This is a genomic window from Cryomorphaceae bacterium 1068 (assembly GCA_027214385.1).
Lineage (GTDB): Bacteria > Bacteroidota > Bacteroidia > Flavobacteriales_D > Cryomorphaceae > JAKVAV01.
In genome coordinates, this window is sequence record JAPVXR010000006.1 from 172,416 (window position 1) to 192,502 (window position 20,087).

The window sequence follows — 20,087 nt, forward strand, 5'->3', positions numbered from 1 at the left end:
TTGCTAGTAATATAAACCACATAAAATGGTATTCCACCAAAACTAATGGAAACTATTCAAGATTGCCTCAAATTCCTGAGTGTACATGATTCTGTAAAAACGACGTATATTTTCTGTAGAATACTATTTATAAGGACATTAATTTTATTCGTTCGAATCGTATTAGGCACAAAATTTCTATCTTTAAAAAAATGCCTTTCCAATGAGACAATGCTACACACTTCTCTTTATTTTCCTCTGCTTTGAACTAAGCGCGCAAGAAACCATCATTTATCAACCCGGACCTGAAGATGGTAAGGACGCCTTTATCTACACGTTGGAGCCTGAGTTAAATGTCGGCGATCATCAAAATTTCATGGCGTCAGCTTGGACGAATGGCCTAACCCCTCTTGCAGTCAGGTGCCTTATTGATGTGATTCCTCCCGATCTACCACCTGATGTGAATATTCTGGAAGCCAAGCTCTCATTGTACTCCTACGACTCCTCTTCGAACGGACCACACTCTACTCTTTCAGGATCCAACAATGCCGTATTGAGAAAAATCATCGAACCATGGGAAGAAGAAACCGTGACGTGGGCTAACAGACCTGCAATGACCACCATAAATCAGGTGCAATTGCCTGCCTCTACAGCGGCTATTCAAGACTACCTCGACATAGATATTACCATACTGGTACAAGAAATGATTGACAACCCTGAAACGGGACATGGGCTTATGATCAAATTGGCAACCGAACAGCCCTACAGAGCGATGGTATTTGGCTCAAGCGATAACGATAATCCTGAGCTCTGGCCAAAAATTGAAATTACTTATGAAACTACTCTTTCATCGGATTGGGGTGAGTCTGAATCTGAGCTTACCCTCTTTCCAAACCCAACATCAGAAATAGTTCGAGTGCAAGGAAAGGAATTGAATGGTAGCGAATTGCGTATATACGATCTAAATGGCCGACTTATAGAGAGCTACAAACAATTATCTGATGAGCTACTCGAAATAAATGTTGCTCACCTTGCAAACGGATCATATGTGGTTCAGCTTGTTAATTCAACGGGGATCTCATCCAATCACACATTGGTTATAGCCAGATAAAGCAAGGCTGGCCAGGCAAGTTATTCTCTGGTTTTTGAATCTTCCTTCTTTTCGTCTTCGTCATGAGACGATTCGTTCTTGAGTTGTTTCCACTTGACAAACAGGCGCACCCCTAATCTGGCAAACAGAATGATCGCAAAAACCAAAATAATGTTGAAACCTGTCATTTGCTTTGTCGTTTGTCCGTTTGCCTAGATCAGCATATGCTTTACCATACCAAGTACATTCATTAAACCAAAGAGTGTAAACTCTAATTAGCTCCCGGCTTTTACCAATTCCCAAAACTCCTCGCGGTTATTCGAGTGCGGAAAGGATTCATTCGGAACGGGCTTATCCAGAAATTGGCAGAGTGGCTCCCACCCTTCCTTCACTTGAAATATCAGCAACTGATCAGCGGGAATTGCTTCCCTTACCGCTTTGCCATGAGCAATAAATCCTGCGATTAATCCTTCACGGTCTAATCCATCAGGAAATCCCGTTTTGGTGGTGACCTTGTTCACCATATTCAACCATTCGTGCATCTTTTCAGGTGCGTCAGCTCTGCCTTCCAGCAATTTATAAATGGTTGAACCAAAACTATCGGCCCAAGATTTAGGGCTTCGCTCCGTCAATATAAATTTTGCATTTGGGTACTCCTTGATCAACTCACGGTAAAACCCTGCCGTTGGCCAATCTACCGCGCTATTGAATCCATTGTAAATGGCCTCCCAATCCGCCTTTCCATTTAAGGCCTCCGACCAGCGAGATACCTGCACCTCCATATTTTTAAGCACCTCTTCCATGTGGTGACAAGGACCATATCCGAGTTGATTAATCGCCATTCTGAGTGAGTAAGTACCGGTACGACCAACACCCACTCCGATAATATCAATTGCCATAAGTTTATTATTACGTTTTAGTTGTAAGGTTAGACCAAACGGAGGTTCATGAAATTTACCCCTGCTGGTTCATGCTTAGCGCGAATAAGGTATGCAAAATAGAAAGGCTGTTTAAGAAACAGCACATCTTCGAGCCCAACCAACTTATTCTTAACTTAGTGAAGCTACTCGAACGAAAAGACGTCAAAGTCTTTTGCATTAAGCCTTCTTATGAAAAACCTATTTCTATTCCTGACGGCCATAGGGATATTCATTTCCTGTGATAAAGATGATGACAATTATTGTAGCTCTGCCAGCGATCCGGACTACTTGGTTTTTGGCCATTTCTATGGGGAGTGTTTTGGTGAGACATGTGTCGAAACCTTTAAGCTCACCGACACCAAATTGTATGAAGATACCATCGATGACTACTCCGGTCAGGATTTAGCCTTCATCGAATTGCCAAACGAGAAATTTGAACTAACCAATGACTTGGATGACTTTTTCCCCTTGCAACTGCTCGGTGAAAGCGAGACCGTTTTCGGTTGCCCCGACTGTGCTGACGGTGGCGGACTGTTTATCCAACACTCTGTCAATGGCAATCTACAGAGCTGGAGGATAGATCAGGAAAAAAACAATGTTCCAAGCTATCTCCACGATTTTATGGACGAGGTGAATGAGAGGATTGAGCTGATTAATAATTGATACTAAACATAGCCCATGGCTTAAGGGCATTTTCTATGGTGCATACACGTCTGTTCGCAATGGTTTCAACCATTTCTCTCCATGGCATTTCTCCCAACGATGCCTATTGATGCAAAGTGCTAACCACCGCTATTTTTGGTCAATTCCAATAATCTGATTTTTTCCGGCTTAGTCGATTTCTTAATCTTGAATCCGTACTTCTCCAGTTCCCGATTCAACGATTTACCTCCTTCTTCGTAGTTCCAGTTTAGGTCGATATCGAAAGAATAGTCTAGTCCTGTTTTGTCCTTCACCGGTTGGTAAATCTCATTCTCAAGATATTCAATCAAGTTATACGACGAAACGTTTCTGCCTGAATAATTGGGTCCCCTGAACTCGACATATCTGCTTTCCTCCGTTGATTGTTTCGGCAATTTAGCCACATCTACCACTTCCAAGACATACACTGAATCCCTTTCTGTTTCTATTAACTCTGCACGCACATCTAATTCTGAATTCAGAATATCTTTTGCATTCTGCAATAAGTCTTTTTGAAAATTCTCACTCTGTTCAAGACTGAAACAGTACTTTTTCTGAGTCGATGGTTCTTCTTGGCTATAGATCCTTGCAGCAGACGAAAGCTCATAAAGGTCGGTCATCAGTCTGTAGATGGAAACATTTCTAAAGTCCAAAGCTACCGGCTCACCTTCACCATTTCTCCTGATCTCATTTTTAAAGCTCAGCTCCTTGTTTTCAGAAGTCAACTTGTACTGATAATCCGCGCCTCTGTATTCTTTGCTCAAGCTAACGTCAGAGGCAAGAGTCACTGTTTCCGCCAAATCAATTGGCGCGCCTTTGATCAAATCATCTATAACCTTATCCGTGATTTTATTAGGTGAGGTAATTCCTTGTACGATTCCGTTTCTATCGATCAAGATAGCATGTGGGATACTCGTGTAGTCGAAGATTGCGACATGCATTGTATCGAAAGCAATCCTCAAAGCCGTTTCTGTGTTTTCAATGTATCTCCTCAGATTCTTCTTGCTATCTGTCGAAACCGTTATGATTTCGATTTCATCTCCATAGGCTTTTTGAAACCCCTCCAATTTCTTCATGGCAGGAATACAAGGCGAACACCAAGTAGCCCAAAATTCGATGATGATCGGTTTGTTTTGCTCGTCAAGACTAAACGGTTTCTTATCGGTGTTGAGAATATCAGTGAAGGTGTAACTTGGAATCGGTTTTCCAATCTCAACGTTAGCAGCGTTTCCCGCGAAGGTGAATAGAAACATAGTGAGCAATAGAAGATTGTTTTTCATAATAGAAGCTTTCAATCGAAAAGACTTTTTTGTCATTCACTCGCAGGGTATTACGCATGATTTATAAAGTCCACATCCCGTGTACTAAAGAAAGTTTGTCAAGCTTCCAAATACCCGTACGCGAACTACTAAAGAATGATAAACTACCCATCTTTTTGAAGAGGATTAGTAAACTGCGTCTCATTGATGCTCATTGAAAATTCATTTGAATAGACCGAATCTCGTTGAGTAGTCAGCTTCAGCCTGCATCTTGTGTGGAAGTCACCACTGCATTTGATGCCTCTGCTTATCATCATATGCTTAGGTGGTAGCAGTTGCTCGAAATAACTATTTCCACACCAACTATTCGACCAATACTCGATTGGCTTCCAGTCACCATTGGTATCCTTAGCCTCCACGATCAGGATCAAGCTTTTATCTTGCAAAGTAACTTGGGCGTATGCGTCCTCTGATACATTCGCTACGTAAATGGGAAAGCTCTTGACATGCTGAATTAAGGTGTCGTCCTGAAGCACCTGTACACTATCATCAAAAAACCTGTAAAAAAGATAACTGGCCCAGATGGGCTTCTTGGTCATTGACAATTCATTGATGGTATCGACGATTACTTGTAGGCCATGATTTGATCGCGGCAGGTCGGCAATTTCCGTGGGCATGAAAAACTGAAAGGATAGTTTAACATCATGTTTGGATGGCCCTGAAAGATCAAGTGTATCCGCAATGGAGTCCATTCGCTCTACTCTATACCAAGCATTGAGCATATATTCGGGCGAGAGGCACAAAGTCGTGGTGTCCGTAATTCCCTTGATAAAGGGTATCTTGAACTGAGCCGGTTCTCCCTTTTTAGATGTCTCAAAACCCGTTAAGAAAACTGCTGCCAACGAAAAGAGAAATAAAAATGAAAAACCAAAAAAACCAGATTGAATGAACGGCTTATTTCTCATTTCCTTCAGATTAGCATTCACTAAGGAGAACGAAGAATGACTGGAAGAAAGTATATGAAAAGTGCTTGTTCCATTACAAGCACTTTTCTTTATGAATTATTACAATGTGCTATATAGCATGACCTCTCCTCTAATTCTTTCTCAAATAAATACTTCCTGAACCTGCGTCCAACTTCATTTTCACACTGCCTGAATTCGACTTTAGACTCATTTTTTTATGCTTACTAAACGGTTCAGTTTCTTCCTTTAAAACCTTGAAATCAATATCACTTAAAATACGACTCGCGGTAGCATCAATGCTCAAACCAGCGTCTTCAGGTAGTTCCATATTGATGTATCCGTTTTCGGTAATGAGTGAGTACAATTTTGACGGAGTGGTTTTCTTGAATTCCACTTGAATATTCCCGCCAATTGTATTGGCAATAACAGGGCCAACGACATCCGTGAAGCTGACGGAGCCGTAAGAAAGGGAGACCTCGACTTCCCCCTTAAAATCGGAGATCTCTGAAGGTTGAGATCCTGAAGTCACAAAGAAAGTATTGGAATTCTTCTTTGAACAATCATCCGTATTCCACAACAGCTTCACCGAATTGGGAATGGTGATCTCGTACTTCTTATCAAAAGCCCATGCCTCCATAAAGTCAAACCCACTTTCAGATTGGTAGTCTCTAATAATAAGTTCACCGGGATTTTCAGTAATGTCCAAATACAAATTGTCGGCCGGGTCTTTAGATTCTTTACCGAGTGGTTTCAAACCTTTCTCTAAGCTTTTCTCCTTTCCCGAAAAGGACATGTAACGTATGTTTGAACTACCTGCTATGGAGTCCAGTATCAGAACATCACTTTCCAACTGATACGTCAAGCTTTCAAGATCATCGAGCTCTTCGAGTTCTTCCAGGTCATCGAGATTATACACAAAACGGGCATTCTTATTCAGGCTCTTTATGATCACCTCATCACCGTCATATCCCTTTATTTTCAAATTGGCTTGTGTACACAAGTTCAGCGTACCCGAGCTAAATTTTATCCGTTTTTCATTGTCTTGCGCATAACCTGCATTGACGATAAACAGTGCGATGAGTATTACTGCGATTCTATTCATGGTATTCAAATTATTGTTCATTAAACATGGCCAAACTGGCATATGCATTTCCCTTGACCAAAGGCAAGGATTCCGTGTCATTAATGATTTCTTCAAGGGGTGCTTTGGCGCGTTGCTCCCTCAATATCGTGACCGACTTGATGAGCTTCAATTGCACCAATGGCTCCTTTTCTTTTGCTAATGCTTCGATGATGTTGTCTCTTACCAGCTGATTATCGGGAAAGGCCATCAACGCATCAATCACTGCCAGCTTGGAATGGGTGTCAGAATCCTCCTTTAATATTTTAAAAAAGGCAATAAGAATCTTCTCATCTTCTTTCTGCTTTCTATTTAGATCTTCTATCTCGTAAATGGCTTCCAATCGCGTGCTGTTCGTTTGATCCTCTCCCAATGCCAGTATAAACTTATCTCTTGTCTCTATTTCATCCAGTTTATTGAAAGTAAATACTGTGCCTAGCGTTACCAAAACAAGGATGGTAGCGGCAATGGACAAGACTCTTATTCGCTTTCCTCTTTTGGAATCTGCAGAACCATGCAATTCGCTTTTCAGCCGAGCCTCAAAATCAGGTTGCGCTCCGAAAGGCATCTTCCCGTCGTCCCATTCATTTTTGTGCTCTTTTACAAATTTCTCTAAGCCCATACTATTCAGATATTTTCAATTCTTTTTTTAATTGCATTTTCGCTCTTCGGTACTGATTGCGCACCGTACTTTCTTTCAAGCCCAGTTCCTTGGCTATTTCTCGGTGCGTATAGTTCTCAATCAAGTAGAGCACAACGGTGATTCGGTAGCTATCGCTCAAGCCATTGATGGCCCTTTTCACTTCTTCTACTTTTAAGGTCACTTCTTCAAATCCCTCGGTTTCATCATCTTCATCGGGAATATCTATTGAGACATCCCATTTGACCATTCTTTTGTGCTTCTTCAAAAAATCCAAGGATGTATTGACTGCTATCCTTCTCAACCACGCTCCCAGGTTAAGATCATCATCAACCTTGGATATCCCTTTAAAAGCCTTAATAAATGCATCGTGCACGGTATCCTGAGCATCTTCGCTGTTTTTCAGAATTCGATAGCTCGCATTGTAGAGCATATCCTTGTGCAACTCATACACGAGCTTTTGAGCGCGAATGCTATTCTTCTTGCATGCCCGTATTAATTTCGAATCTTCCAATGGTAGTTCCCGGCGCTTTCGTTTATTGACTAACTGCCGTTTCGCTAAAGTGTCGCAAAAAAAGTTGCTTTTGGCGAAAATTAAGAGAAATGAGTAGCCAAATTATGAGAAGGAAAGGCCACCCGCTTATGATTGATAATTTCGCAAACCGTTGAAACGGCTAGGTTCGCCTTTTCCTATCAGCCGTGCTTCGGAATGAGGCAAGTAAACTTTGAACCCTTCCCGGGGATTGAGGTAATTTCGATCACCCCTTCCAATTTTTCGACCAGCTTCTTAACCGTAGCCAAACCTATTCCCGTTCCTTTTGGGCCACTGTGTTCGCCTGTATCGGAAGTCTCGAAAAGGTCAAACACTTTCTGCTGATCTTCTTTTGGAATACCCACTCCATTGTCCTTCACTTCAAGACAATAGTGAGTCTTGTTTTCTGTAATACTTACAGAGACTGTGGGGGCTTCACTGTCATTGCATTTGAATCCATTCGAGATCAAATTCATCAATATTTGACGAAATGCTTCTGCATTCAAGCGTATTAATTCAGAAGACGAGTAGAACTTCAAACTGTACTTCGGATTCGAAAACATTGATGCCAACTCTTTAGAAAGTATGCATGCTTTTATGGTAGTCTGCTCTTCCGAAATGAGCTGATCATTTTGATAAAATTTGAGCAATCCCGAAATATAATCGGACAGAGAGCGCGCCGAGTCCTTGGTCATATCTATGTACGACAGTTCTTCTTCACTTAATTTTTCTCTTGAAGAGTCCTTCAACAAATCGAGCAAACCAACAATGTTGTGCAATGGCGATTTGAGATCGTGCGAAGTGGCCGCTGCAAACTTTTCCAACTCCTCATTCCGCGTCTGCAATTCCTGTTCAGCTTGTAGCAAGTTGATGTTTAAAAGCCTACTTTCCAAAAGCAGCATCACATGCTTGGAGAGATTCGCAAGGGCATTCTTTTGGCGATCCGTCAGTATTTTGGGCTCTCGGCCAAAAACGCATAAGGCACCCAAGCGAAAACCTTGAGAATCGACGAGTGAGGCACCGGCATAAAAACGAACGCCCATTTCCGTAACCAATGGATTATCGTGAAAGCGCTCATCCAAGGTCGCATCAGCCACAATCAAAACCCCTTCATTTTGCATAATGGTGTGGCCACAAAAAGAACGCTCCCTCGGGTCTTCATTAAATGGAACACCATAATGAGATTTCATGAAGTTCCTTTCCTTATCCAATAAGGAAACCAGTGAAATAGGCACTTCGCAAATGCTTGCCAGCAACGCGGTTAAGTTATCATAGCTCTCTTCTTCGATAGTATCCAGAATGGCATACCGCTCCAATGCTTTCTGCCGCTGAGCTTCATTTTTCGGAAAGTCGGGTTTTATCATAGCTGCTCGTCTTAAGCATGGTCAAACATACGAAGCAAAAGTAAGACCGGATTTAACCGGTGTATTAAGCTCTTGTTAGCACATCCATGTAATGCGGCCGTTTCAAAGATGAATTGAAACCGTTCAAAAGGTTTTGGTTAACTCTCTCACCTATAGCCCACGGTTTAAATTAGCGACAAAGGAGCGATCTCACTGAATGTAAATCGTGGACTATTGTTCTTATAATGTCAATCGTGCTTTCGATGCGCCTTCTTAATTGCTTTTGAAAGCTCCTTGATATCCTTAACCTTCAAGTTGCGTCCTAAAGAAGCATCATTGTAAAGCAACTCAGATGTCTTGCCATCAAAAACGCTGATGTATTTATGGTTGCTGCTCTTTACCCAATTGAGATAGATAGCAGTCCCTCCTGAAGTCTGACTAATCTCAAACAACTCTCCCTCGCTCACTAATCTATACGGATGTTTGTATTTCCTAAAAACCCAATTCAAATTCTTGCGCTTGTGCTCCGTTCCGGGGTAAACACTGTATTTGACGCGTACATAATCAGGAACGTACAGCGTATCATTCTTTAGCACCGAGAGGTTCTCCTTCACTACCGCATCATAGAGTTTGTGCTCTTTTGCCTCAAATATTTTACGATTAACATACTGAAGTGCCGTCTTCAAATGAGTGAGGTGCCAGTTGTGAATCGTTGAGCGCTTATAAATATATTCCCACGCACCATTATAAGTGGTATCGCTGTAGCTTTGGGCTATCACAGGATAAACTTCGGCGGCGGGCTGAAGTTCTATGCGACAAAAAGAGAGCGTCTCCTCTTCCGTCTTCATCCAAAGGTGTAGAAAGCAAAAGTCAAAAAACCCGACCGGATAGTCATACTTTTTCAATATGACGCGCAGATGATCAATTGTAAAGAAAGAGTAGTTTCCCTTGTATTTTCCCGACCGAAATTCATCAAACGATATCAGTTCAAGTTCAGAATAATGCCAAACTTCTTTCAAGGACTTACTCAATGACTCGAGATGGTATAAGTCGCTATCCTTATAAACGAAATACGTCTTTGAATTTTTCAACCTATCGAGATGTACCTCTTCAAATTTCCCCAATGATCTGGTTTCGAGTTCTACTCTGGGACCGACATTTATCTGCGCGTCCAATTCCAAACTCAAGAGTATACATATGAAACTGACAAGAACCGTCTTGACCATTACCCGACTACTATTATTTACAATCAATCCCATAGTGATCAGAATCCTATCTCAAACACTTAGAATTATTGATGACCGCCCCACCCCGCGGAGTGCAGGCAAAAATAGAAAAAACCACCTCCCAATTGCAACGGGATCGGTAACTTTGAAATACACGAAACAAACGAACATCAGTGAGCGGATATCCAAACCATGAGATCAAAGTAAAATGGAGCATCTCCTACTCCACTGCTTGTCTTATACTACTCATTTTGGCATCGTGTAGCTCATCGGAGTCCGGTTTTAAATGGAAAACAGAACGATTGAGTGAAAAAGAAGAATACTATGCCCCTTACGATTTGTTTAGGTCAAGTAATGATCCTCCAATAGATAGTTTCGCTCATAGAATGTTTACGGAAACGCTGAGGCAATTTGATGAACCGAGCTTCTGCAGCGACAGCTTGGAATACGACGCATATCGATTTCTACTGCAAGAAGCTTTTACAAGAACGACATTGCTAAGGGTGGAAAAGCGAAAGATTCACGCCTTCCTTTATTGGCAAGAAACCACAAGGTTTGTACCGGGCGAGCCGGATGAAGTAAGCGATGAAAAGAAGACAAAAATTCCTCTTTCAGATTGGAATAAAATAGAAAGCACACTCTCTGCGATCGGCTTTTGGAAAAACACCCGAGACCAAAGAGGTCATCCAAAAACGGATGGCGGATCGCAAACTGTTGAGGGATGGTCCAACGGAGTTCATCAAATCGTATCGAGCGACTACTTGCGCTATCCGGAAAGCCAAAAGTTGACTGAACTAACGGACTACCTACTTGATAGGACGAAGTTCAGCAGAAGCTTTGAGCCGGTCATTTTGCCAGCCGGGGGATTTTAATAATACTTATCATTCCGCCTTATTCACCAAATCAATGGTAAATCCCTTTACGGCATCCACTTTGGCTATGTATTCATCAATGCTTTGGCTTACGCAGTAATCAGGTAGAATACCTACCTCATCGGGCAGCTCGGTGGCCGTGGTTTCGTTGGTATTGTTACCAACGTAAAACTCAAATTTGGTGTTCGAAAGTCTGCCTCTTTGCTGACCGCCCGTGCAAAACTGATTGGCGCCCAGCTCCTCTCCCACTATGGGTCCAAGTTCCAAGTGCTTCACCATCGACATAAAGTGACCGGTGGTAGAATTTCCCATCCCGTCCATCATGAAGTAGCAGTTCCCTGCAAAGGCATTGCCGAAAGGCTCTACTTCCGTCGTGGTTTCGGGTACTTGATAGCCCGACTCAGAGAAATAAAGGAATGGCGCGTCGGTGAGGTACTGCAAAAGGTAAACGGCCGATTCGGGCGATCCGCCGCCATTGCTGCGCACGTCAATGATCAGATTCTTCGTTTTCTTTTCACGGAGCTCATCAAAACTCTCGTCCATGAATTTGGTAAACTCCTCAAAATTGTCCGAAGAGTGGTAATAGTTAAAACTGGCCACGGTGAGGACGGCCGTTATATCATCCTGAAATTCGAGGCAAAGACCATTTTCACAACGAGGCAAAGATTGATCACCATAAGGGGCATTGGCCTTCTCTGCTTTGTTCAAAACGATGGGATCTTTCTTGCCATTTACGACAACAGTATATGTTTCAGGAAAATCGAGCGCATAAGGTATCATACCCGAAGACCAGAAATTGAAGACATGCCGCTTGGTAGTTTCAACGCTCCCCTGCGAGGGGATGTGTGGATAAATCTTACCAATGATTTCGGCCACCGATACTCTGTTGATGCTGACAATCTCATCTTTCATGCTCACCTTATCGGTATTGTTCAATGGCTCGATCACATAAAGCTTCTCGTCTACCAATCGGGTTTGGATGGGAAAGAGCAAATCGACCGGAAGCATGTTGAACTCGGGGTAAAACCAGCCCGTGCCCGAGTGGCTGCAATCAATGCTGGCCACTACATCACTGCACATCCACGAAAACTCCGCATAGGTAGTTTCATTCGTAACGGCGGCTTTGTGGTTTTCGATGTTCTGCCAAAAATCCTCTTCGGAGATGAATTTGAATACCGCGGGATGATACTCCACCATCTTGCTGCCCAATTGGTCCAAGTCGGCTCGGTACTCTTCGGGTGTGTATACTTTTTCATATAGCTCAGCGGGTGTCGGCTTCTTTCTATCGGGATATTTGATGGCTTCGACCTGGTCTTCAGCGTTAAAATTATCGGGGTTGAGCTCCAATGATTTCTCGTAATTGACCAGCGATAGTTGCGAATCTCCATTGGCCAAATAGGCTTCGCCCAGGCTATCGTAGGCATTGGACGATTCGGGAAACTCAGCCACTACCAATTTGAATACTTCTATGGCCTCAGTTACCTGCTCTTCCCACAAGAGGGAATAGCCAAAGAGGTTCAGCGCATCCTCATTATCGAAATCATAGCCATCGGGACTTTCTTCCTTTAGTTTATAAAACAAGGCGATACGCTCCTCGATAGGTAGCGCACTGTTTTCTTTCAAGACCGCCACGATGGGTTTCTTCTCCGCCATCTCCTCGGTGGCAGAGACATTGCTATCTGAAGTTTGCGCATCACAACGCGTTAAACACAGACAAGCGACTACGGCAAAGCCGATGGTGGAAAGAAATACTTTGGACATCCGTATAGTTTTCGCCAAATGTAGCCAAGCAAGCATCGCAAGGATGGAAAGGGATGTAAAAGTGTGTTAAGGAGAGGTAAAAGATAAGCGATCGAAGATCTTGCATGGTAGAGATTGACACATAGCGACAAAGTAGAAAACTCTTCGAGGGTAAAAGGAGGTACTTTTCTCTTTCTACTTTGTCTTTCCTCTTTGTCTTGAAACAAAGTGGAGCAACTTATCTGCCTTATGCGAAGATCTCATGAGTTCCTAAAAAAAACAAACACGACGCGAATAAAGTTCAAGGACGTAGAAAGGCAATTTTTGCGCGTTCAAACTTATTTTAATGATCAATCCGGGTTCAGTGCAAAAACCCGGCTAAAAATGACGCACGCATACGTCAAGTTAAATTATATTTGCAGAACAACGCAGGTATAAAGTTCGGTTTGTTGCAGTACAATTTTTACGGGTATTGCTGCACGTCGTCCGAAACATCTCGCAGCGCAATAATCTATAAAATCTGCTCCACCGGGTTTGCCTTCGGTGAGATCGCCTGCCTTCCGGCAGGCAGGCTCCTACGTTGCTAAGTTGCTACCCTGCCAAGCAGGTGTGTTAAAGATGGGGGTATGGCTTGAGCTTGGTCTAGGTCTACCTCATTTCAGCTGAAGTAGCCTTTGGAAATTGATTCTCCAAAATCTCCATCAACTTATCGGGATCTATTTTGAGCAACTTCAGATTAATCGCTACGGGTGTCCCATGCTTTTTAATGATTGTTTCCACCATGCGTTGCCTGAACCCACTCATGTTTGATAAAATCGTTTTGTGATCTTTCAACTTAATAATGAGATTATCTGCTCCACCCACCTTACCAATAGTGAATTCTTCGATATTACCGCTATCAATCATACCAGCATTGGCCATACTTATATTGTCTACAATCCCATCGGGGGTAATAATCAGCGCAGGTGTTTTTTTGGTCAGCTGAATAATTGACCGGGTCAGTAGCCCTCCCATCACTAATAAGGCGAAGGCCTGAAAGAGAATAAAAGGCCATGATGGCTCTTCTGAACTTTCAGTCGCTTTAATCAATCGGCTGCCAATGTAATACAGCGACACAACGCCGATGACGATTACCTCGATATGTGTGCGATTCCTCCTTTTGATTTCCATATGGCGTTAATTTATGGATTTTGGTCAAAATGTGACCACATCCATAATGAGCCTTCACCTTAAATCCTCTCCTCCCCTGATTTGGCCCGAGCGCTTAACCAACTTTTATCGCATTGATACCACGCCACGTCTTCGCCACCCGGATCATAACGTGCAAACTTGTCAAATGCCATTCCCACCTTTTCCATAACCCTTATCGAGGCTTTGTTCTCCTTCATGGCAATGGCGATAATCCTTTCCAGGTCGAGTTTACCGAAACCATATTTCAATATGGCTTCTGATGCCTCAGTAGCATACCCCATGCCCCAATACTCGGGCAAGAAGCGGTACCCCAAATCAATCTCATCAAACTCAGGCAGGTAGGCCAATCCTGCCCATCCGATAAACTGCATTCCATCCTTTAAGAAGGTGGGCCACCTGCCGTATCCTACTTTCTCGTAAAGGTTCACTCTTTCGCTAATGGCCCGCAACATATCTTCTTTGGACCTTACGGTTGACTCGCCGGTATATTGCTGCACGAGACTATTCGAGTGCAATCGAAGCATATCGTCTACATCAGCCGGTGTCACTTCCCTCAACACCAGCCGTTTGGTTTCTAGTATTGGTTTCATTTTACAGTCGGTAGTTTTAAGGTCATACCCGGGCTTAAGGCCAATCCGTCCAGATGCCCCAAGGTACTGTTGTCAGTGGCACGCACATGCAGGTGCATATTGGTGGTGTGATGGGTAAAAATGGCGTGGTGACTCCTGGAGTAGAACCCCAATATCTCCACTTCTTGGTTGGATAGCGTGCCATAAGCGCCCGATTTGATGTGCTTCTCGTGGCTGTGTTCGGTATCTCCATCTTTCCAATTGATGACGTGCCAGTCGGCAGTCTCCGCCATACCATTGATCAAAAAGGGGAACGGTTCATCCGTGTTGATGCCATTCTCTTTTGCCACTTTTTCGATGTGGCTTTCCAAGTCTTCATAGGTGGAAACCTCTTTGGGAATGGAATGGCTTGTCCACTCATTGACCGAGGCATAGACCAGCAGTGTTGCCTTATGGTCAAATGAATGATCGAGAGTCAGATTTTGCCCTTCAGCCGAGGTGATGTAAGGTTCGCCATCGAGAATGAGAATTTCTCCTTTCAAATTCTCCACCGCCCCGAGGGCGTAGAGATGCGCTTCATCCCGAAAGTCAGCCAAATTAGCTTGAGCGGAAATATCACCCTTGTGCATCATGTTCTTGAGTGCACCATGGTAACCGACTGTATAGGTATCGTCGGCATCGGGAGCAGTGGAACAGCCACTCAAAGCGAATATCAGAAGTAATAGGAATGGGTATTTCATGGCAATTGAGTTATAGCTCAATAGTAAGAACTACTTTCTAAAGTACAAGGAGGTTCTCAAAATGTATTTCACGAAAAGCAGGGACAGAATAGCCGGAAAGAACCCTTTAAACAGACTGAATGCCCCCGCATCCCAGTCTGCCAATGGTGTTTTGCTCACGACTCTAAAAATCAACTCACCATAAGGTTGTGACTCAAAGAAAAAAGAATTCATCATGTTTACACCCAGGTGAAAACCCAAACCCAACATAATCGATTTGCTCTTGGAAAAGGTATATGCCCATACATATCCGGTAAACCCCGTGGTAATGACAACGAATAGAGTAAGGATGTTGCCGCCACCTGCTATACCATAGGAGAACACATGATACACGCCAAAGCACAAGGCCGAAATGAAGATAGCCCATGAGCTGCCCAACCTCTTGATGAGTATATAGAGTATGGCTCCTCTAAACACCAAATCCTCCGTCAAAGCCGACCTGAGATGATAAACGAACGCATCAAAAATGGATGGGTAGTGAATATCAGTTTGCCATTGCCAATCCACATTTAGAACGATGGTTTCCACATAGATATTGACCAATGTAATAGCCATTATAAAAACCAAACCCATTCCGAATTGAATCATCCCCTTACCAATGGGAAAAACTCCTAGCACCGAGAGATTCTCTTTGGCAAGAAAATGCAAGAGCACCCAAGAGGCCAGCGTTATAACCAATAACCCCAACATAACAGATCGAATATGAATTGAAAACCTAAGCCGCTTTGGGCGTTAAAAAAGGAATAGAGAGCGGGTAGTAGCACGAAGCGGACTCCAAGGCCGACAGTGCATTTTTAATGCTCACTACGATACTGAACAGAACGACTGCACCCGTCCCGAAGAAGTTGATACCCGGGAAAGGAAAAAACAGCAATAACGAAACGATCACTAGCAGGGTCATGGTGCAATGAAAATTGATCACTGCCCGACCGTGTGCATCGTAAACTTTATTGTCTTCCGCCTTGCTGATCCATATCACCAGCGGAAACAAAATATTGGTAAGCGGAAGGATGAATCCGAAAAAGGGTGATACATGCAATAGCATCATCCACTTTCGCTGCACCGGTTCTTCTTTGGGATTGTCGAGAACCATTAAATCGTCGACCTCCACCCCTAGTCCGGCTGCCAGTAGTTTGACCGTTTGCAGATGCGGTTGAACGTCGCCTTTTTCTATCCGCTGAATGGTGCGCACACCTACCGTTGTTTTGTCTGAAAGTTCTTCTTGTGTATACCCCTTTTGCTTTCGATGAAAGACTAGGTTTTCGCTAATTGACGTTGTTTTCATTTGTCGTGTTTTGTTGGGGTCAAATCTAGCGTTGATCTCAGGTAATTAGCACGTCATTTAAATGTCACCTATATGGCATTTGCAGTAAATATAGGGGTTTGGGGCTGTGTCGGGACAAATCTACACAAGATGAAGATTGAAGAAAACTGCACACCATCAATGCAATTCCAGGCACATCCTAAGGAGAAAATGCGGGCCAAAACCAAATCCTAGTGATGATGATCATCCAAGTGTTGCTGCAAAAGATCCTTGCCGTAGTCATTGCCGTTGGGGGTTCTCACAACGGTATGCACATGCTTTTTGTCTGCTATCGTCCCTTCTAAGAAGATGGGCTTTTGATGATCAAACTCAATCAGCACTACCGGGCTGTGAACCCTGTAGTAAAACGGCCCTGCACCTTCCGCATCGCCTACCCAAGAAAAGTACGTTTCGTTTAAGTGAGTGCGTATCTCTTCCATTCTGATTTCGGCGTGACCTGCCTTTATATTGCCAATGTATTCAAAAACCAATTCTTCGAGAATTTGCCGTTGAGAATCATTAAGCCCCGACAGTTGCAACCCTTTGTAAGGCACGTTCATGTTATCGCTAAAAGCGCCAGCTTGCAGGTAATTATACTCTTTCTTATTAAAGAGTGTGGCCTCCGCTCTCTGCTCCTCATTCAATGAATGGTAGAACTTTAGTCCCAATCTTTCTTCGTGCTCAAAAGTGCGTGTGCCTTGGTTAGCGCCGTCGGCAATGAAGTTGGGCTCTGAGCCCATAAAGGTAGGTGTCATCACGATTTGATCCCCTAGAATGAAGTAGTTGATCACCAAATGGTGCCCATCGATTTGCCAGCCCCAAGGCTCCGTTTCAGAAGGCGAACCCATAAAGGAAAACCAGTAAAGGTCAGGACCTAAAAGGTCGGTCTCGCCCGTTAGCCTTGCCAAGTAAGCCTCCATCTTCATAATGTCCTGCGTCTTATTGAATCCTTTAGCACTCAAGCTTTCTTTCAGGATCTGAAAAACCAATGCCTTTTGTGTCTCCGAAAGATCGGTCAATCCCACCCCTTTCCTTTCGTAGTAATCTATGTTCGACCACCTTCTCCACTCTCGGTCATCTATGGGAAAAGTGCAATTCTCACGCAGCTCGGGCGTCAAGGAAGCCAGGAATTCCTCAACCGCATTCTTTATCGGTGATGTGCTCACATTAGTCTTGCGGATGGAATACAAATTTGACTCGACCACTCCCTGAGCGGTGACGCCCAAAAAGGGAGTACCCAGCGCTTTCTCTTCGGCTTTGGTATCTGCCCGCTCTACTTTAAGCATCGGTGAAGGATTGGCACGTCCAATGGCCAGTGCGGGAAGATCTCCCCATTTTACCAATGGCACTACTTGCTTTCCGGGAACGGGCTTGACCATTCGGTAGGCCGCCTCACCAATGTTTCCCTCATCAAAAGAAGTATAGCTATGCATAAACGTGTACTCAATAGGCACCGTATCTGTGATGGGCCAATCAAACGTAACCGAATAGATATCATTCCCTTCATTGGCCAAGGGCGTTATCTCCCAATTCAAGGGGCCTGACCCAACGATCCCAATCGTTGAAGAATCTTCTATGTCCATTATTACTTCCGACATATCGATTTGAAACGTTATTTCGATTTTCTGTTTGTTCTCCGATTGGCAAGCCAAAAGCATAGCAATACCCATTAGTGCAAGTACTTTTTTCATTTGATTATTCTAAATGTCTTATTAGGAAAAATGGCTTTCTCCGTACCGCCGGGTGGTATACCTTTCGGAGAGAAAATAGTTAACGCTAAGCTAAGAAACGTGTCCCGAAGGGCATGTATTCTTAGGTATTGTTGGCAGGCGTCATTATTTTTTTCAAGTCTAATGTCGTCAGGATATCGAGAATTTCATGTTTCAGTTCTCGACAAGTTTCAGACGGGTAGAATGTCAATCCAGCATACATCGAGTTTTGTTTTGGAACATGAAACCCAGTCTTGTCAGCACTTGTTATAGTTATTATCGCCAGCCCGCGAATAGTATCCTTAACGGACTGATAAATATCATTATCACCTTTTTCATATGATGGAGCATACCATCCATATTCATAAAAAACCGCTCCTTGTCCAGTTAAAAAACAACCTACATATCCAGGATCAGTTGGTTTTAAAACGACATGAATCCAATTATCAGGTGTCTCAAGTATCGCCCAGTCAGTTTTAATTTTCTGTTTTTCAGGCTTACCTGATCCTATGTATTCCGTCGCAAAAGTGGCTTCATAGTTTATATTTCCCAGCGCATATTCTAAAGTCCAATATGCAGCAATAATCACTATCGCAATGATCGAGATTATAGTAAGCGCCCTTTTGAGTTTTTTGTTTTTCATGAATGCTTGCCAACAATTATTTATCTCCAATAATTTAATGGCCCCACCTCCTTGAATAGTTCTATTTTCTCAGGAGGTCGTACCCAATCTCCATTACTGTTGCAATAGAATCTATATTCATAGATTGTTCTAAATGCTCTGTTGTAAGAATATTTGAATGTTGTTTGAATAGCCAAACTATCGGAAGTCATGTTCTCTTGTTCCTTTCGATAGCTGTCAAATTTATCTTTGACGCTTTGCTGAAAGCTCAACAAATCTGAAGATTCATCGACAAGGTAGCCCGATCTGGTGAGCAGCATATAGTACAAGAATACTTCATCACTTTCGATACTAAAGCTAGAGTCAAGGAATGCCTTCATAAACAGGCTATCTACCAGCTCCTTCGTTGTAGGTAAAATACTCCCATCCCTAGACATGTAGAGTGCACTGAAGTTAGAAGGTGGTGGAATATGATTAATTTTCATGCCCATGAATGAGCCATTGGGGAAAATCTCTTCCGTTTTTCTGTAGCCCCCGTATTTGTAGTAGGTTTGAAACTCATTCGAAGCCTCCCGAAATCGCTCTATTTCTGCCGAGTCTACCGGGAATATGTATCCGATAGATTCAACGCTCAACTGACCGAAGACAGTTCTGCTAAAAGAGAGTAGTGTTAGTAGTAGTAGAAAAGAGAATTTAAACATGATATGCCAACCTGTGTATTGATTCAATAATACACAAGTTTATTCGTGATATCTACCTTATCAGTGCCATTAACATTCGTTTGTAAAAGCATTTTAAAGTCTGCTTCCCATTTACCACTTCCCCCGCACGCCATGTGCACTGCGGTATTCGTGTTATTGCCGCAGGTCGTAGATCCTGCACGGCAGGGGTAGCAACTTAGCGACGAAGGAGGTCTCACCGAAGGTATACCGTGGGCTATGGATGGACATCTCGGGCCGCAATGGTTTCATCCATTTCCATAGCTTCCACAAATAGGAACTCCGTTTGTTGAAACCTACAGACATCAAGTAAACTATTGTTGAAAACTCCGTTTGGTTTTACCTTAGAATACGGAGCAGATCATTGTCGCTGTGTTTTAAGGTGGCCACATTCTTCATCTGATCCATTTTGCCGGGAAGGCCCGCAGCAAAATTATCTTCATCAAATTCCAAAAAGAGGCTATCGTTCGGGTAAATGGCGCCATAGCTATCAAAGGCGATGGGAAACACAGCCTCGCCCGAACCCAAAGCAGCAAAAATATCATCCTTAAAATACTGCTTCCAATGGTCTTGAATGATGACTATTTGCTCCTCGTTGTACGGTTCGAGCAATTCGCTTGACTGGACCTTTAGTTCATTGGTGCATCGAGTGAAGCTGCATATGACGGCAATGGCCATAATGCAGATGTGTCCTCTTTTAGAGAAATAGGAAAACATACTAATCGGGTTTTAGTGCCCTGAAAGTATGGAATTTCAGTGTATTGGGGATGAGGCTTCTTTCAGGGTAAAAAGGAGATGGAAAAGAAGGAAGATGATTTGAGTAAGTCC

At 43.2% G+C, this 20,087-nt stretch carries 22 protein-coding genes; 3 read left to right on the top strand and 19 right to left on the bottom strand.

Going from position 1 to position 20,087, the window contains the following annotated elements:
* Nucleotides 1–202 precede the first annotated feature (202 nt).
* Entirely contained in the window at nt 203–1,090 is an 888-nt protein-coding gene (locus O3Q51_09950) for a DNRLRE domain-containing protein (protein ID MCZ4409133.1), read from the top strand.
* Nucleotides 1,091–1,110: 20 nt separating this feature from the next.
* Here the strand turns inward: O3Q51_09950 and O3Q51_09955 are convergent, their stop codons facing one another.
* Nucleotides 1,111–1,257, bottom strand: coding sequence for a hypothetical protein (locus tag O3Q51_09955; GenBank protein ID MCZ4409134.1), 147 nt, complete (start codon nt 1,255–1,257; stop codon nt 1,111–1,113).
* Nucleotides 1,258–1,344: 87 nt separating this feature from the next.
* Nucleotides 1,345–1,968: a hypothetical protein gene (locus tag O3Q51_09960; protein ID MCZ4409135.1), complete on the bottom strand. Its 624-nt coding sequence runs from the start codon at nt 1,966–1,968 to the stop codon at nt 1,345–1,347.
* Between the two features lie 210 nt (nt 1,969–2,178).
* Here O3Q51_09960 and O3Q51_09965 point away from each other — a divergent pair, with 210 nt between their 5' ends.
* Entirely contained in the window at nt 2,179–2,652 is a 474-nt protein-coding gene (locus tag O3Q51_09965; GenBank protein ID MCZ4409136.1) for a hypothetical protein, read from the top strand.
* Between the two features lie 119 nt (nt 2,653–2,771).
* On the opposite strand, the gene O3Q51_09970 is transcribed toward O3Q51_09965, so the two are convergent.
* The 7 genes from O3Q51_09970 to O3Q51_10000 form a co-directional block, all read right to left on the bottom strand.
* A complete protein-coding gene (locus O3Q51_09970) occupies nt 2,772–3,950 on the bottom strand; it encodes a redoxin domain-containing protein (protein MCZ4409137.1) in 1,179 nt (392 codons plus the stop codon).
* A 143-nt stretch (nt 3,951–4,093) separates the two neighbouring features.
* Complete coding sequence (locus tag O3Q51_09975) at nt 4,094–4,894, bottom strand: hypothetical protein (GenBank protein MCZ4409138.1); 801 nt, start codon at nt 4,892–4,894, stop codon at nt 4,094–4,096.
* Nucleotides 4,895–5,024: 130 nt separating this feature from the next.
* A complete protein-coding gene (locus O3Q51_09980) occupies nt 5,025–5,996 on the bottom strand; it encodes a hypothetical protein (GenBank protein MCZ4409139.1) in 972 nt (323 codons plus the stop codon).
* A gap of 10 nt (nt 5,997–6,006) precedes the next feature.
* Nucleotides 6,007–6,636 (bottom strand): HEAT repeat domain-containing protein, encoded by a 630-nt coding sequence (locus O3Q51_09985; protein MCZ4409140.1) that lies wholly within the window; start codon nt 6,634–6,636, stop codon nt 6,007–6,009.
* Between the two features lies 1 nt (nt 6,637).
* The gene (locus tag O3Q51_09990; GenBank protein ID MCZ4409141.1) at nt 6,638–7,168 is read right to left on the bottom strand and encodes an RNA polymerase sigma factor; all 531 of its coding nucleotides are present in this window, start codon (nt 7,166–7,168) and stop codon (nt 6,638–6,640) included.
* Between the two features lie 179 nt (nt 7,169–7,347).
* Entirely contained in the window at nt 7,348–8,550 is a 1,203-nt protein-coding gene (locus tag O3Q51_09995; GenBank protein MCZ4409142.1) for a GAF domain-containing sensor histidine kinase, read from the bottom strand.
* A gap of 227 nt (nt 8,551–8,777) precedes the next feature.
* Nucleotides 8,778–9,788, bottom strand: coding sequence for a hypothetical protein (locus tag O3Q51_10000; GenBank protein ID MCZ4409143.1), 1,011 nt, complete (start codon nt 9,786–9,788; stop codon nt 8,778–8,780).
* Between the two features lie 140 nt (nt 9,789–9,928).
* Between O3Q51_10000 and O3Q51_10005 the strand changes: the two genes are divergently transcribed.
* Complete coding sequence (locus tag O3Q51_10005) at nt 9,929–10,627, top strand: hypothetical protein (protein MCZ4409144.1); 699 nt, start codon at nt 9,929–9,931, stop codon at nt 10,625–10,627.
* 9 nt (nt 10,628–10,636) lie between these two features.
* On the opposite strand, the gene O3Q51_10010 is transcribed toward O3Q51_10005, so the two are convergent.
* From O3Q51_10010 to O3Q51_10055, 10 genes are all read right to left on the bottom strand, one after another.
* Nucleotides 10,637–12,388 (bottom strand): S41 family peptidase, encoded by a 1,752-nt coding sequence (locus tag O3Q51_10010; GenBank protein ID MCZ4409145.1) that lies wholly within the window; start codon nt 12,386–12,388, stop codon nt 10,637–10,639.
* A gap of 627 nt (nt 12,389–13,015) precedes the next feature.
* Nucleotides 13,016–13,537 carry a hypothetical protein gene (locus O3Q51_10015; protein ID MCZ4409146.1) on the bottom strand — a complete coding sequence of 174 codons (522 nt, stop codon included), beginning with the start codon at nt 13,535–13,537 and terminating at the stop codon, nt 13,016–13,018.
* Between the two features lie 59 nt (nt 13,538–13,596).
* Nucleotides 13,597–14,148 (bottom strand): GNAT family N-acetyltransferase, encoded by a 552-nt coding sequence (locus O3Q51_10020; GenBank protein MCZ4409147.1) that lies wholly within the window; start codon nt 14,146–14,148, stop codon nt 13,597–13,599.
* On the bottom strand, nt 14,145–14,867 hold the full coding sequence (locus O3Q51_10025) for an acetolactate decarboxylase (protein ID MCZ4409148.1): 723 nt from the start codon (nt 14,865–14,867) through the stop codon (nt 14,145–14,147). Before O3Q51_10025 ends, O3Q51_10020 begins: the two co-directional genes overlap by 4 nt.
* A gap of 30 nt (nt 14,868–14,897) precedes the next feature.
* Complete coding sequence (locus O3Q51_10030) at nt 14,898–15,596, bottom strand: CPBP family intramembrane metalloprotease (protein MCZ4409149.1); 699 nt, start codon at nt 15,594–15,596, stop codon at nt 14,898–14,900.
* 25 nt (nt 15,597–15,621) lie between these two features.
* Complete coding sequence (locus tag O3Q51_10035) at nt 15,622–16,191, bottom strand: helix-turn-helix domain-containing protein (GenBank protein ID MCZ4409150.1); 570 nt, start codon at nt 16,189–16,191, stop codon at nt 15,622–15,624.
* 209 nt (nt 16,192–16,400) lie between these two features.
* Complete coding sequence (locus O3Q51_10040) at nt 16,401–17,900, bottom strand: DUF3500 domain-containing protein (GenBank protein ID MCZ4409151.1); 1,500 nt, start codon at nt 17,898–17,900, stop codon at nt 16,401–16,403.
* A 121-nt stretch (nt 17,901–18,021) separates the two neighbouring features.
* Entirely contained in the window at nt 18,022–18,561 is a 540-nt protein-coding gene (locus tag O3Q51_10045; protein ID MCZ4409152.1) for a hypothetical protein, read from the bottom strand.
* Between the two features lie 20 nt (nt 18,562–18,581).
* The gene (locus O3Q51_10050; GenBank protein ID MCZ4409153.1) at nt 18,582–19,268 is read right to left on the bottom strand and encodes a hypothetical protein; all 687 of its coding nucleotides are present in this window, start codon (nt 19,266–19,268) and stop codon (nt 18,582–18,584) included.
* Between the two features lie 330 nt (nt 19,269–19,598).
* Nucleotides 19,599–19,976, bottom strand: coding sequence for a hypothetical protein (locus O3Q51_10055; protein ID MCZ4409154.1), 378 nt, complete (start codon nt 19,974–19,976; stop codon nt 19,599–19,601).
* Nucleotides 19,977–20,087: the final 111 nt, after the last annotated feature.

Bases quoted from the DNA above. Each gene is read 5' to 3' on its own strand.
- O3Q51_09950 (MCZ4409133.1), top strand. From the start codon at position 203: ATGAGACAATGCTACACACTTCTCTTTATTTTCCTCTGCTTTGAACTA.
- O3Q51_09955 (MCZ4409134.1), bottom strand. From the start codon at position 1,257: ATGACAGGTTTCAACATTATTTTGGTTTTTGCGATCATTCTGTTTGCC.
- O3Q51_09960 (MCZ4409135.1), bottom strand. From the start codon at position 1,968: ATGGCAATTGATATTATCGGAGTGGGTGTTGGTCGTACCGGTACTTAC.
- O3Q51_09965 (MCZ4409136.1), top strand. From the start codon at position 2,179: ATGAAAAACCTATTTCTATTCCTGACGGCCATAGGGATATTCATTTCC.
- O3Q51_09970 (MCZ4409137.1), bottom strand. From the start codon at position 3,950: ATGAAAAACAATCTTCTATTGCTCACTATGTTTCTATTCACCTTCGCG.
- O3Q51_09975 (MCZ4409138.1), bottom strand. From the start codon at position 4,894: ATGAGAAATAAGCCGTTCATTCAATCTGGTTTTTTTGGTTTTTCATTT.
- O3Q51_09980 (MCZ4409139.1), bottom strand. From the start codon at position 5,996: ATGAATAGAATCGCAGTAATACTCATCGCACTGTTTATCGTCAATGCA.
- O3Q51_09985 (MCZ4409140.1), bottom strand. From the start codon at position 6,636: ATGGGCTTAGAGAAATTTGTAAAAGAGCACAAAAATGAATGGGACGAC.
- O3Q51_09995 (MCZ4409142.1), bottom strand. From the start codon at position 8,550: ATGATAAAACCCGACTTTCCGAAAAATGAAGCTCAGCGGCAGAAAGCA.
- O3Q51_10000 (MCZ4409143.1), bottom strand. From the start codon at position 9,788: ATGGGATTGATTGTAAATAATAGTAGTCGGGTAATGGTCAAGACGGTT.
- O3Q51_10010 (MCZ4409145.1), bottom strand. From the start codon at position 12,388: ATGTCCAAAGTATTTCTTTCCACCATCGGCTTTGCCGTAGTCGCTTGT.
- O3Q51_10015 (MCZ4409146.1), bottom strand. From the start codon at position 13,537: ATGGAAATCAAAAGGAGGAATCGCACACATATCGAGGTAATCGTCATC.
- O3Q51_10020 (MCZ4409147.1), bottom strand. From the start codon at position 14,148: ATGAAACCAATACTAGAAACCAAACGGCTGGTGTTGAGGGAAGTGACA.
- O3Q51_10025 (MCZ4409148.1), bottom strand. From the start codon at position 14,867: ATGAAATACCCATTCCTATTACTTCTGATATTCGCTTTGAGTGGCTGT.
- O3Q51_10030 (MCZ4409149.1), bottom strand. From the start codon at position 15,596: ATGTTGGGGTTATTGGTTATAACGCTGGCCTCTTGGGTGCTCTTGCAT.
- O3Q51_10035 (MCZ4409150.1), bottom strand. From the start codon at position 16,191: ATGAAAACAACGTCAATTAGCGAAAACCTAGTCTTTCATCGAAAGCAA.
- O3Q51_10040 (MCZ4409151.1), bottom strand. From the start codon at position 17,900: ATGAAAAAAGTACTTGCACTAATGGGTATTGCTATGCTTTTGGCTTGC.
- O3Q51_10045 (MCZ4409152.1), bottom strand. From the start codon at position 18,561: ATGAAAAACAAAAAACTCAAAAGGGCGCTTACTATAATCTCGATCATT.
- O3Q51_10055 (MCZ4409154.1), bottom strand. From the start codon at position 19,976: ATGTTTTCCTATTTCTCTAAAAGAGGACACATCTGCATTATGGCCATT.